We start from the raw sequence: 12942 nt of genomic DNA, 5'->3' as shown, positions 1-12942 counted from the left end.
GACCACGCAGCATTCTCTCCAGAATTGGCGCTCAGATCGGTAAAGCTAAGATATAACAATCCCAGTCGGTCTTTAAGACTGTCCTCGGTTTGGGCAATTTTACCAAACGTGAAAATACGGAAACCTGAACTTTTCTACATTCAAGCTACCTGAGATTACGCAGATGCTAACTCAATCTTCTGAGATCGTCATGATTGTTCCAAAACTTCCAGCCGCGATCGATGGTCTTGGAGATTACGGATTTCAGCTTGCTCAACAGCTTGAACAGGCTTACGGCTGGAAAACTCGATTTATTGTTGGTGATCCAGGTTGGAGGTCGTCTGGAGCCTCTTCGGTCAGCTCCATTTCAGCGCGATCGTCAGAAGCATTAGTTACATTACTCCCCACAACAGATACCCCGATCTTGCTGCATTATGCAGGTCATGGATATGCAAAGCGAGGATGTCCACTCTGGCTCGTAGAAGCGCTAACACAGTGGTGCAAGGCTGGAGGTCGCTTAATCACCATGTTTCACGAACTTTATGCAACTCGACCGATTTTTAGTAGCGCAACGCTAACCAGACATTTTCAGAAACGATTAGCAGTGAAGCTAATGACTTTGAGCGATCGCACTTTCACAAACCGCCAATCTTACGCTGAAAAGATTCATCACCTCAGCCAAAAATCCGCGATCGTGCTCCCTGTATTCTCGAATGTAGGAGAGTGCTTGTACCCGAAGCCTCTAGCCGCTCGATCTCGCACTCTCGTCATTTTTGGTAGTCCTCGCTCACGTCAGGAAATTTATCAGCAATCAAGGCTCGAACAGATTTGTCATAGGCTTAAGATTGAAACCATTATTGATATTGGAGCCGCGCTCAGTGTTGAGTTAAATCAGCTTGGAACTATCTCAGTTCAATCGCTAGGTGTGCTGCCTGCGGAGAAAATCAGCGCGATATTGAGCGATGCGATCGCAGGAATTGTGAGCTATCCAACCGCTTTTCTAGCCAAATCAGGCATCTTTGCGGCTTACTGTTCGCATGGCGTTCTGCCGATCGTGATTTCATCGGACTTGAATCATCAAGATAGATTAGAGGCAAATCATCACTACTGGTGGATGCTGTCGCCTGCTCCAGAATCGATTCAAGCGATCGCAACTTCAGCACACAACTGGTATCTAACGCATTCACTCCAAGTCCACGCAGAAAAATTCGCTCAGTGCTTTGAAATGAATTCGGTAATCTTGCCCAACTGTTAAATGTCCTGTGGAATCAGTCCGTAATTTTACTGGCGATTTTATACGGAGTCGGCTTTAAGCTGCTCGTGACTCGATTCCGTAGTTTTGTCATCATGAACACTAAAGAGCTTACCCTTGAAGCGGGTCGCCTTGATCGACAGTATTGGAAAGACCTCTGGAGATACAGAGAATTAATGTATTTTCTGGCTTGGCGAGATATCTTAGTTCGTTATAAGCAAACCGCGATCGGGGTTGCCTGGGCGTTGATTCGTCCGTTTCTTACGATGGTGATTTTCTCGGTGCTGTTTGGTGGATTAGCAAAGCTGCCCTCTGAAGGTGTACCGTATCCAATTTTAGTGTTCTCAGCGATGCTTCCCTGGCAGTTTTTTGCAAGTGCATTGAGTGATTGTAGCAGTAGCCTGATTGCGAACTCAAACTTACTTTCTAAAGTTTATTTTCCTCGATTAATTGTTCCGGTTAGTAGCATTATTGTTAGTTTTGTTGATTTTATGATTTCTGGAATGATTCTGCTCGGCTTGATGGCTTGGTATAATTTTGTTCCAGATTGGCGAATTTTGACCTTGCCGTTGTTTATTGCGATCGCATTTGGAGCTGCGATCGGAGCCGGATTATGGCTCGCCGCATTGAATGTCGAGTATCGGGATTTTCGCTATGTTGTACCGTTCTTGGTGCAGTTTGGTCTCTATGTTTCGCCTGTTGGATTTAGCAGCAGTATTGTTCCTGAGCAATGGCGGTGGCTCTATTCGCTTAATCCGATGGTGAGCGTGATTGATGGATTTCGCTGGGCGATCTTGGGTGGAAAAACGACGATCAACATTCCTGGATTTATTTTGTCTCTCACACTCGTTTTATTGTTGTTTTTGAGTGGAATTTGGTACTTCCGCAAAATGGAAGAGTCTTTTGCGGATGTGATCTAAGGAGTTCCTTGTATGTCTAATCCAGTCATTCGAGTTGAAAATTTAGGCAAAAAATATACTCTGCAACATCAACAGCAGGGACGGCAGTACAAAGCATTGCGCGATGTGATAATGAACCGTCTTCGGAGGGAAGCGCGATCGCAGTCTCAAGAGGAATTTTGGGCGCTTAAAGATGTATCGTTCGAGATTCAACCGGGCGATCGGGTGGGCGTTATCGGGCGCAATGGTGCCGGAAAATCAACGCTACTCAAAGTTCTAAGCCGTATCACGCGACAAACTACAGGTAGAATTCAGCTCAGGGGACGAGTCGCAAGTTTATTAGAAGTTGGAACCGGGTTTCATCCAGAGCTAACCGGACGAGAAAATATCTATCTCAATGGTGCAATCTTAGGAATGAGCAAAGCTGAGATTCAGCGCAAGTTTGATGAGATTGTTGCATTTGCTGAAGTTGAGAAGTTCCTAGATACACCTGTGAAACGCTACTCTTCAGGAATGTATGTTCGATTGGCGTTCGCGGTTGCCGCACATTTAGAGCCAGAAATTTTGATTGTTGATGAAGTCTTAGCGGTAGGAGATGCTCAGTTTCAGAGAAAATGTCTGGGGAAAATGGAAGATGTTTCAAAGCGAGAAGGGCGGACAGTATTGTTTGTCAGTCACAATATGGGAGCCGTTCAGCAATTGACAAAGACTTCGATGGTTCTGAATCAAGGTCGTTTGGCATTCTATGGTACTAGTGAAGAAGCAATTCACTGTTACTTAGAAACCTCGATCGATCGATCGACTCGAATTTATGAAGTCGATCGCGCTCCTCGAAAGTATTTGGATCTGCCTCGCAATGTTGAATTCGTCCAGCTTGAGATTGAAAACTATCCGAATAAAATCATTCCCTTTAATGCAGATATTCATATTCGGATTACGGTTCGAGGGAATGAATCGATCGATTCATTTCGATTTAGCATGACAATCTTTCGCGCCGATGGATCACCTGTCGGCAGCTTTTTCAGTTCTGAGATTCACTCAATTCAACAAGGGCAAGAAGCAACATTTCGCCTAGAACTCCATGATCTAAAACTGGTTCAGGGCTTATATCATGCGGGACTGGCAACAGGTATGGGTCATCCAGGTATAGGACATTCAGATTTTGATGTGATTTTAGATGTGTTGCACTTTGAAGTGATGGCTCCTGAAAGCAATGATGGAATCTGTGCGACTTGGACACCCGGATGGGGATCGATTCGATTTAATTCACCAAAGGTTACACAGGTATCGTAGTGATGAATCCAGTACAAATTCCGATGCAGTCAGAGTATGACTATAGCTTGTACTACAGACATTGGCATGATGAGAGCGATCGATATGCAGAACAAATGGCAGCCGCCCATTGCTATCAGTTACAGCCTTTAATTCAGGCTTCTCAGACTGATCCCGCGATCGACATTGGTTGCGGCATGGGATTTGCAATCTTAGCGCTTCAAAAACTGGGATTTACTTCGGTGACTGGAATTGATACCGATACCCAGCAGATCAAAGCTTGCAAAAAACGAGGATTAGCCGTTGAGCAGGTGAGTAATACAATCGCGTATCTTGACCAATTTCCTAATCGGTTTGGATTAGTGCTAATGCTAGATGTATTAGAACATATTCCAGTCAAGCAGCAGATTGCAGTCATTCGATCAATTCATGCCTCACTAAAACCCGGTGGGCAATTGATTTTGCAAGTTCCAAATGCAAATTCGTTGATGGGTGTCCGCACTCGGTACATGGACTTTACGCATTGTTCGACGTTTACGGAGCACTCCCTTCGATTTGTCTTGTTAAACAGTGGATTTAGCCAAGTCGATATTGGTGATGCACACCCAGCAAAGCGACCGTCGCTGAGACTCTGGAAACAAATCGCACGCCAAAGAATGATTCAGTTTCTACACCGATCAATAGTTCGGGCACTGTGGCGGCAAGTCTTAACCGCAGAATTCGGAGAATCTGCTAAGCAGATTCCGATCGATATCAATCTTCGAGCGATCGCATTTAAAGAACTTACCCAGGTGTAATTCATTGAACTATGCAGCTTACTCATTCACTGGTTTACAGCTTCGATATTTTTGATACAGTCCTGACTCGAAAAGTTGGTGATCCTCAAACTGTGTTTCAACGCTGCGGCGATCGAGCAATCGATCGAGGACTTCTTCAAGTAAGTTCCAGTGTTTTCCAAGCTGCACGAGTCGCTGCCGAATCGAGAGCAAGAACGATTTACAATGCAGAAGTAACGCTGACTGAGATTTACAGTGAATTGAGAAATTCGCTCAATCTATCAGGAGACCAAACCCAACAGTTACTCAAGCTTGAACTCGAAATCGAAGCAGAACTAATCATTTCTGTTCCTAGAGCCAAAGAATGGATTGAACAAACTCGTCAGATTGCATCTACGATCGTCTTTACTTCGGATATGTATCTACCGAAAGCCTTCTTAGTTGAGCAACTCAAGCGGTATAGACTTTGGCAAGAGCACGATCGATTGTATGTCTCTGGTGAAGTGAGAAAATCAAAGTCTACTGGAGAACTGTTTCAAGTCGTTCTGTCAGACCTGAAGCTTCATCCTGAACAACTGATTCACACCGGAAATAATTATCACGCTGATGTGCAAGCCGCAAAAGCGATGAAGGTTGCAACCGTTTTTAAGCCTGATGCCAATCTGAACCGATTTGAACAAATTCTGCAAGACCAAAGCGCAAGTACAGATGGAGAATCACCACTTTGGGCGGGTGCTTCTCGATGTGCAAGATTAGCTCATCCTGCTTCGTCGAACCATAGTCAAACCGTTCGAGAAGTTGCGGCTGGCATTGCTGCACCTGCGATCGTAGCTTATGTTGCTTGGATTCTACAATCTGCACAGCAAGAAGGATTAGAACGGCTGTATTTTTTGGCGCGAGATGGAGAAATCTTACTGAAAGTTGCTCGTTTATTAGCGCCTCAAATTAATCCAACGATCGAGTTGCGCTACCTTTATGCGAGTCGTCAAGCGCTCCGACTGCCAGCCATGACCGAGATCAACGAAACTGTTTTGGATTGGATTTTTGAGCCGAGTACGATTTTGACGATCGAAGCGATTTGGCTGCGCGTAGGACTACAGCCCGAAGACTTTGAACCAGTTCTAACAAGCTGGGGATTTGGGAGATCGACTTGGCAGAGAAATCTATCTGTTGCAGAGCGTGAGCAAATGCGATCGCATTTCTCAAGCTGTCAAGAAATTATCACTGCAATCTCAAAATCGGCTCAGCGAGAACGGGCAATTCTACACGATTACCTGACTCAAGAAGGGGTGTTATCGACTCAGCGCTGTGGAATGGTCGATTTGGGATGGCGAGGAAGCTTACAAGCAGCATTGGAAAAAGTACTTCAACCAATCACATCTCACTTCCCAACCTGGTATTACTTTGGATTTTTAAAGACGACACCCTTGCAAGGTAAAAGCTACGGATTCTTCTTTGATCATCTCAATCAGTCGGGCTTTTACTCGATCACTCATTGCGCGATTCCGATGATGGAAATCTTTTGTGCGGGAACACATGGAACCACGCTGAGCTATCAACGAATGATTGATCAATCCATCTCACCTCGATTAAAAGAACACACAAATACGATCGTGAATGATTGGGGATTACCTGTCTTACAGGAAGCGGTTCTTGACTTCACTCGCGCTTTGATTGAGAGTAACGTCGAGCTATCGAATCCAAAGCTATATCGAGAAGCGATCGCAGCTTCGTTTACAGCATTTTGGTATCATCCCTCAAAGGCGGAAATGACTGTATTGGGTAGTTTTCCCTTTTTCGATGAGCCGAACGAACAATACTATACACCTTGGGCATCTCCAGTTCGCTTGATTGATGTGTTCCAGTTTGCAATCGGGCACCGATCAGATTACCTGCCGATGTCGAGTTGGCAAACAGTCAGCATGGCACAAAGCTCAGGACTGGTGAAATTCTTGTTGCCCATTGTTCGCTTTTTCAGATACGGATCATTTAGAGCGGCTGAAATTCCTAAGTATGTTCACAGAGTTTGGTACGCCTTTTCACAAGCGATCGCATAATGGGAGCATTCCGATTTTGCAGCGTAGCTTTTCTACCCACACCCTAACCCTCTCCCAGGAAAGGGGACAAGAGATTTCTAGCTCCCTCACATAATCACCTATGAATCAACTTCTTGTTAGTGTCATCATCTGTACTCACAATCCACGTCGAGATTATCTCGATCGCGTTCTTGAAGCACTGAAACAGCAAACGTTACGCCAAGAACAATGGGAACTGTTGTTGATCGATAATGCCAGCGATCGCGTTCTGGCAGATGAGATTGATTTATCTTGGCATTTTCAAGCTCATCACATTCGAGAAGAGCAACTCGGATTAACGCCTGCACGATTGCGAGGAATTCGAGAATCACAGGCTGAGCTTTTGATCTTGGTCGATGACGATAATGTGTTAGCACCGAACTATCTAGAAACAGCACGAGACCTTTCCCAGCAATGGACGATGATCGGGGCTTGGGGTGGGCAAGTTTTACCAGAGTTCGAGGAACAATCACAAGCCTGGATCAAACCTTACTGGGGAAACTTAGCGCTAAAAGAGTTAGACGCAGATCGATGGGGCAACATTCCGCAGAATGAATTTCTTCCTTGCGGAGCTGGAATGTGTTTGCGTCGATCGGTTGCCCAACAGTATGTCAAATTAGTTCAAGCACAATCGATGCGAATGCAGCTCGATCGTAAGGGCAAATCATTGATGTCTGGTGGAGATACAGACATTGCTTTTACTGCCTGTCACATGGGACTAGGAATCGGAGTCTTCAAAGCGTTGATGTTGACCCATCTCATTCCAAAATTCCGACTTCAAGAAGACTATTTGCTACGACTCCAAGAAGCGATGTATTATTCTGGCATTGTGATGCAGGCAAACTGGGGAAATTTACCGGTTAGAACTTGGCGGACTCGATTCGCGGGCTATGCTCGTCGATGGTTCATGGATGCTCGATCGCGTCGTTTTCACGATGCAGCTCAGCGCGGAATTGATGCAGCTCTGAGAGATCTCGCTCAGATGCAGCTCAAAGATTCCTGAGTCGATCGAACATTTTGCTGATAGATGTGCATCAATTGAGTCAAGTGATGATCGAGGCTAAACTGCTCGATCGCGTACGCTTGTCCAGTTTCTCCGAGTTGTTTTGCTAACTGCCAATCCTTTGCTAATCGCTCTAGACTGTGGGCAAGTTGTACAACGTCATTCGGCTCAACTAACAGACCATTGACTCCATCTCGCACAACTTCAGGCATCCCACCAACACGACTCATAATCAGTGCTCTCGCCTGCGCCATCGCTTCAAACGCAACTGTTCCACCAGGTTCATGCCAGAGCGAAGGATAAACGACTGCGCGGGCTTGAGCGATTAACTGTTCAGTTTGAGCTTCATTTAGCCAACCGTGCAGCGTAACGCGATCGCACAATCCAAGGGTGTCAATCTGCTGCTGAATTTGTGCGGCTTGATTGCCCTGTCCAGCCACATCGAGATGAATCGGAACAGAAACTTGAGCAATCGCATTGAATAGCCAACTCAAGCCTTTTTCAGGGGTGAATCGTCCCAAAAACACAAATCGAGGAACTCCCACCGTTGGAGGTGAACTGGGTTGAAAAACTTTCGGAGCAAACAGATGCAGAACATGAATTGATGAAGCATCATAGCCCACTTCAACCAGCCGATCCTTGAGAAACTGACTCACGACGATCACAGGCATCTGTGATAAGACTGGTCGAATTTTCGCGATCGCCTGAAAATTTTGAATCAGTTGATTTGGGCGAATACTACCACAGCGATCGAGCAAATGTCCCTGTAAGCAGCCCAGTACACTATAAGACCGATTACAAGGCTGATTCGATTGTTTTAGAAACTTACTTGCACTGGGACAGTAAGGTTGATGTCCCTGAAGGGTGCGAACTGTAGCAAACTGACGCGGCGGTATCGTTGTCACTTCACCGTGCACATGCAGAATATCCAGCTTTAAGCGTTTCGCTTGATCGTATAAGTCAGGCTCACTGCTTACTAAAATGGGCTGCACCTGCTCATTCTCAATTCCAACACTGGCATTCTGTGAGAAGTAGTAGACTGTGTGCCCCAGCGATCGCTGGGCTTGTCCGATGCGACGAATATAAGCAGCGAGTCCACCCGCTGCCCAAATATCTGACTCATAGTGACCAATGATCATAAAGTAGCTACCGATTGATGCAAGGATTGATAAAGTTTTAGTCGATCGAGGATGGCTTCCCAATCTCCAGTGGGCACAACATAACCATTTCTGCCTTCCTGCACAAAGGTTTTCATGCCTGTGTCTTCTGTAACGACCACAGGAACTCCGCAAGCGAGAGCTTCCATCGGTGCATAAGCGAACCCATCTTGATAGGAAGGATGCACATAAACACTGGCACGCTGCAAATGAGGCAGTGGATCACCCGGAGCAATCCGAATGCGTGAATCTCGCTGTTTCCAAGCTTCAAGGTACTTTCGCATCCCGTGAGTCGTCGATCCACCGACTAGAATTAGCTCGGAGTTACGTCCTGGAAGACGCGAGAATGCTTCAAGTAATACAGGGATTCCTTTAGTAACGGTTAAGCTACCGCAGTACAGGACTCGAAAAACGCCATCTTTGTTATGTGTAGATGCAGGCGTAAATCGTGAGTGAACCGGAAGGCTGACCGTTCTTAACTTTGATTCTGGAATTCCTGCTCTAATAAATGATTGATATGAGTAGTCAGAAGTAACATAAATCAAATCTGCCATTTCATAAGCTTGCAGCGTTTTGCGGCGTAGTGCGTTGTTTAACCAACTTGGCTCAATTCCAAATGCTCGAATTGCTTTTAAGTTCTGAATTGCAACATGATTGATATGACTTGTATCAGCTTGGAGCGAGAGAATGCGGTATTCTAGCTCACGAGCGCGTTGAAAGGAATGAAGCGCTTGTCCTGCACCGACAATGTTGAGTTCATCGCCCGGAGAAAGCACTGCGGCGACAGCACGATCGAACCAATCATTCGCGAAATACGTCAACCACCCTAGATCGTACCGGAGCGGTGAGTATTGCATGAGAAGTTGTTTGCGCTGGGAGACTTGAACGTTTCGACCGAGCGAATCATCTAATTTCGGACGAGGCGTATAGTACTCAGCCAGCGTGTTTTGCGATCGCGCTTCTTCAACAATGAATGAAAAGTGCTGTCCTAATCCGCCAGAGCCATAAGGTGCAGAGCAAGCGACTGTTTTTCTCATAATCGTTTCCTTCTAAACAAGTACAGAAGTAGGAGTTTCGATCGCATCAAGCATCTGTTTTGCCATCTCATCCCAGGTTTCGCGTCGAAGTTTGCGCGTGATTTGCGATCGGATTAACGCTTGATAATGATCTTGAGAATTGCTCCAATCCAATAGTTTTTTCACCAGTTCAATAACCGTGACTTCTGATAACAATAAATTGCGACATTCTGAAGAATAACGTTCTGCAACGCCAGCCGTTTCAGTCACGATCGCTGGAATTCCACAGCATAAAGCCTCATGAACGCCTAATCCATAAGCCTCATATCGAGTTGGAGCAACTAAACAATCAGAGGCGCGTAGCAAATCGGGGACATCAGAGCGGAAACCGAGAAAATGAATGCGATCAACTAAGCTCGCATCCATCAGTTTTTGCTTCCAAATCGGTAACTCTGCTCCACGCCCAATGACGAATAATTGAGCCTTCCAAGCTGGAGTTTGACAAAGCCGTTTCCATGCTTCAAATAGCACATCAAACCCTTTTCGTCGATCGCTTAATGCACCGATGAAAACTACGATCGGACAATCAAGCGGTAAATTTAACTGCTGTCTGAGCGATCGGATTTCTTCAGGCGCGGCAGGGTAAAAAAGAGTTGGGTCAATGCCGTAGTAGATCGATCGAACTTTAGAAGCAGGCGCTAACTGATGTTGAACTAAGTCCGTTCGGGTTCGCTCTGAATTCGTAATGATCAATTGTGCTTGCTGCAAACTGCGCCGTTCCGCCTGACAAAAATATTGATGCGTTACTGCAATTTTTGCCCGTTGCAAAGTACTGACTTTCGATTCTGGCTGATAGGCTGCGTGAACGTAATGCACCCAGTTCACGTCTCCCCAGGAGCAGTTCCCACCGTTCACTAGAACTCGCCCTCCTCGCTGGGTGATTTGTCGCGCCCAGAACTGTCCTACTCGATCAATGAAAAACTCACCCAGAAAATTCGAGTTCGCAACCTTAGGAACCGGATGCCACACCACATTCGGATAGGTTTGAAGTTCAATATCAATCCTGTGAGACACTAAATGAACTTCTGCCCCTTGACGAGCCAGATAATCGGCTAGAGCATAGTTTGCTCGATCCATGCCCCCAGTTTTGATAAAATCGGCTGCAACTAAGAGAAAAGGCTTCATTTTTCCCAGCTTGAAAGAACAGTATGAGAACGACGTGCCGCTACAAACAATGCGGTATTGATCAACCAGAACTCCATCCCTGCTTGACTCATAAACAAGGGATAGCCAAAAGTAATTGCGATCGCACCCATGTTATACGCAAAGATAATTCCTGCCCAAAGTTGAAGCGGGGAAAAGCGATCGCTAATCACGCGCCACACTCCACAACAAGCAGCAATAATCGCTCCTGAATAAGCAACGACTAAAGGAATACCGCCATCGAATACCCAACCTGTCCATTGAATCTCTGCCCATAGGGGATACGTAAGAGGATTGTAGTTATTACCAAAGTAATCATTCATCATTCCCCAACGTCCCAAGCCTGCACCGAACGGATACTTGGGGATTAGATCAACGATCGTTTCTTCAAGAAATACACCTCGGTTTTGATAAATCACCGTATCGGGAGACTCTGCCAATAAGCTGAGAAAGCGATCGCTTAACATTTCACCCCCAATTCCCACTGCCCAGTGTGTTGTCGCGATCGCAAGAACAATCATTGTTCCAGCCATTATTGCAACTTGCCCAAATCGCTTTAGTTGAATCAGCACCAACGCGATGACCAGCAAGCAAATCAGCGAAACAATCAATGTCGATCGAACCTGAGAAAGATAGATACAAAATAATCCGATCGGCACACTTGCCGTACTAATCAGCCGAATCACTAAATTTCGAGCTTGCAGCGCAATTCCCGTTCCAAGCAGAAGTGCATAAAATCCAGAGATTGCAGCACTACCCGGAGTATCACTCAATCCTGCTGGACGGTAGATATATGAACCATTCGCAAGGGTAATTTTGAGTTGATCACCTCCGTACTGTCCTTCCTCGATCACAGAAGAAACTGCAAACTGAAACACTTCAGGATAGTAAACCTGAAGCACACCGACGATCGAACTCAGCGTGTGAAATCCCCAGAGTAGATAAATCAACCCGTAGAATCCTTCGTCGCTAAGCTTCAGACGACTGACCCAAAATAAGGGAGCCAGAATCGCTAGATACATCAAACACTGAGCGAAACCTGCGGGAAGACTGCTGAGATAAGGGTGCCAAAAGAACTGGAGCAGCATGATACAAAGCACTGCGATCGCCCAAGGTTTAGCCGGATGTTGAATTCCCGTTTTGGGAACCTTCCACAATAGTCCCAAACTCAATGCAAATGCACCTGCTCTCATTACAATTCTGAATCCTGAAATCTCAGGAAACAGCAGTAAGATTTGCAGAAGAAATTGTACGAGAACAAAAGCGTGAAGCCATGAGAATTGAGGAAGGCGAAGCCGCCAAGAAGATTGGGGAGCCTGGAGCGATCGCATTTAACGCTGCCTCCTTTCTTGTGTTAAACACTGCCATCCCGTACTTTGTAAACGTCGCTGAGCGCGTTCTGGATCGCAAGTTGCTAAAAAGCTTGTCGGGAGCCAGTTGCTCCGGGGAACTGAAGTAGTAGGATCAACTAAAGCAGGTCGCCAAAATTGTCGATCGATGCGCCAAATCTGATAGCCATGAGCTTCGAGAAATTCCGTTACAGGTGTCGGATAAGCTCGATGTTCTTCAAACACACAATCTCGAATTCGTTTTTCTCGTAGAAGCTGTTCCGCTCCCTGAAACACTTGAAGTTCATGTCCTTCAACATCGACTTTTAACACATGAATGACTTCAGAAAAATGAGCATCTAAAGTCGTCGCTTTGACCGAGAACTGAGAAGATTTATCAGAAACCGTTTTCTCTGAAATAACAGCCGCTAATCCTCGATTCGTGGCAAAAGCAGAATCGATCGCGAGTGTAACTTTACCTAAATGGTTAGATACTGCGATCGCACACCCTTCAATTTGAACATCATGCCATTGTTGGATGTTGTACTCAAGCTCTGAAAAAATTTCTGGATGAGCTTCAAACGCATAAACTTTCCCGGTTGAAGCTCCAGAAACACGAGCCGCAAGCAAAGCTGTCATATATCCAACATTCGCACCCACATCAACTGCACACTCACCTGGGTCAGTCAAACGCCAAAGTGTTTCAGTCACAGGTAAATCAACGACTCCCAAAGTTGTTAAGATCCGACCGTGTTCCTCGTGAGCACGAACTCGAATCGGCATCTTCCAGGGAAGGACAACATTGATCCATTCGTCTACTGTCTGAAGATGGCGATGTTGCAATCTCTGGAGTAGCTTGTGAGGCTGATAGTAGTATTCAGGCTTGAGAAGTCCCAATAGTTTCATGTGAATGATTCAGAGTGTGTATTCCAAGCAGTTTTCCTTTCAAGTTGAGCCAGCACACGCTGCAACATTTCATTGA

The 12942-nt window shown here is 45.8% G+C and carries 11 protein-coding genes; 6 read left to right on the top strand and 5 right to left on the bottom strand.

Annotated elements, in window-relative coordinates; all coding sequences use genetic code 11:
- The first annotated feature begins 163 nt into the window (after positions 1 to 163).
- From NIES2104_RS07500 to NIES2104_RS07475, 6 genes are all read left to right on the top strand, one after another.
- Positions 164 to 1234 carry a hypothetical protein gene (locus NIES2104_RS07500; protein ID WP_058997215.1) on the top strand — a complete coding sequence of 357 codons (1071 nt, stop codon included), beginning with the start codon at positions 164 to 166 and terminating at the stop codon, positions 1232 to 1234.
- 92 nt (positions 1235 to 1326) lie between these two features.
- Positions 1327 to 2151: an ABC transporter permease gene (locus tag NIES2104_RS07495; protein ID WP_058997213.1), complete on the top strand. Its 825-nt coding sequence runs from the start codon at positions 1327 to 1329 to the stop codon at positions 2149 to 2151.
- Positions 2152 to 2163: 12 nt separating this feature from the next.
- Entirely contained in the window at positions 2164 to 3423 is a 1260-nt protein-coding gene (locus NIES2104_RS07490) for an ABC transporter ATP-binding protein (protein ID WP_058997211.1), read from the top strand.
- 2 nt (positions 3424 to 3425) lie between these two features.
- On the top strand, positions 3426 to 4199 hold the full coding sequence (locus tag NIES2104_RS07485) for a bifunctional 2-polyprenyl-6-hydroxyphenol methylase/3-demethylubiquinol 3-O-methyltransferase UbiG (RefSeq protein ID WP_058997208.1): 774 nt from the start codon (positions 3426 to 3428) through the stop codon (positions 4197 to 4199).
- A gap of 11 nt (positions 4200 to 4210) precedes the next feature.
- A complete protein-coding gene (locus NIES2104_RS07480; protein ID WP_058997206.1) occupies positions 4211 to 6235 on the top strand; it encodes a hypothetical protein in 2025 nt (674 codons plus the stop codon).
- Positions 6236 to 6335: 100 nt separating this feature from the next.
- A complete protein-coding gene (locus NIES2104_RS07475; protein ID WP_058997204.1) occupies positions 6336 to 7256 on the top strand; it encodes a glycosyltransferase in 921 nt (306 codons plus the stop codon).
- On the opposite strand, the gene NIES2104_RS07470 is transcribed toward NIES2104_RS07475, so the two are convergent.
- From NIES2104_RS07470 to NIES2104_RS07450, 5 genes are read right to left on the bottom strand one after another with little or no spacing between them, the layout of a single operon-like run.
- Positions 7232 to 8395, bottom strand: coding sequence for a glycosyltransferase family 4 protein (locus tag NIES2104_RS07470; protein ID WP_058997202.1), 1164 nt, complete (start codon positions 8393 to 8395; stop codon positions 7232 to 7234). The two genes, NIES2104_RS07475 and NIES2104_RS07470, sit on opposite strands and share 25 nt — an antisense overlap.
- A complete protein-coding gene (locus NIES2104_RS07465; RefSeq protein ID WP_058997200.1) occupies positions 8392 to 9450 on the bottom strand; it encodes a glycosyltransferase family 4 protein in 1059 nt (352 codons plus the stop codon). The genes NIES2104_RS07470 and NIES2104_RS07465 overlap by 4 nt, the downstream gene beginning before the upstream one ends.
- Before the next feature lie 12 nt (positions 9451 to 9462).
- A complete protein-coding gene (locus NIES2104_RS07460; protein WP_058997198.1) occupies positions 9463 to 10614 on the bottom strand; it encodes a glycosyltransferase family 4 protein in 1152 nt (383 codons plus the stop codon).
- Positions 10611 to 11963 (bottom strand): hypothetical protein, encoded by a 1353-nt coding sequence (locus NIES2104_RS07455; protein WP_058997197.1) that lies wholly within the window; start codon positions 11961 to 11963, stop codon positions 10611 to 10613. Before NIES2104_RS07455 ends, NIES2104_RS07460 begins: the two co-directional genes overlap by 4 nt.
- A complete protein-coding gene (locus NIES2104_RS07450) occupies positions 11964 to 12866 on the bottom strand; it encodes an FkbM family methyltransferase (RefSeq protein WP_058997195.1) in 903 nt (300 codons plus the stop codon).
- Positions 12867 to 12942: the final 76 nt, after the last annotated feature.

Origin of the sequence: Leptolyngbya sp. NIES-2104 (assembly GCF_001485215.1) — a bacterium.
Taxonomy (GTDB): Bacteria; Cyanobacteriota; Cyanobacteriia; order Leptolyngbyales; family Leptolyngbyaceae; genus Leptolyngbya.
This window is presented reverse-complemented; position numbering and strand designations above follow the sequence as displayed.

Coding starts and splice junctions, on each gene's coding strand:
- NIES2104_RS07465 (WP_058997200.1), bottom strand. CDS start 9,450: ATGAGAAAAACAGTCGCTTGCTCTGCACCTTATGGCTCTGGCGGATTA.
- NIES2104_RS07485 (WP_058997208.1), top strand. CDS start 3,426: ATGAATCCAGTACAAATTCCGATGCAGTCAGAGTATGACTATAGCTTG.
- NIES2104_RS07500 (WP_058997215.1), top strand. CDS start 164: ATGCTAACTCAATCTTCTGAGATCGTCATGATTGTTCCAAAACTTCCA.
- NIES2104_RS07490 (WP_058997211.1), top strand. CDS start 2,164: ATGTCTAATCCAGTCATTCGAGTTGAAAATTTAGGCAAAAAATATACT.
- NIES2104_RS07495 (WP_058997213.1), top strand. CDS start 1,327: ATGAACACTAAAGAGCTTACCCTTGAAGCGGGTCGCCTTGATCGACAG.
- NIES2104_RS07470 (WP_058997202.1), bottom strand. CDS start 8,395: ATGATCATTGGTCACTATGAGTCAGATATTTGGGCAGCGGGTGGACTC.
- NIES2104_RS07460 (WP_058997198.1), bottom strand. CDS start 10,614: ATGAAGCCTTTTCTCTTAGTTGCAGCCGATTTTATCAAAACTGGGGGC.
- NIES2104_RS07450 (WP_058997195.1), bottom strand. CDS start 12,866: ATGAAACTATTGGGACTTCTCAAGCCTGAATACTACTATCAGCCTCAC.
- NIES2104_RS07480 (WP_058997206.1), top strand. CDS start 4,211: ATGCAGCTTACTCATTCACTGGTTTACAGCTTCGATATTTTTGATACA.
- NIES2104_RS07475 (WP_058997204.1), top strand. CDS start 6,336: ATGAATCAACTTCTTGTTAGTGTCATCATCTGTACTCACAATCCACGT.
- NIES2104_RS07455 (WP_058997197.1), bottom strand. CDS start 11,963: ATGCGATCGCTCCAGGCTCCCCAATCTTCTTGGCGGCTTCGCCTTCCT.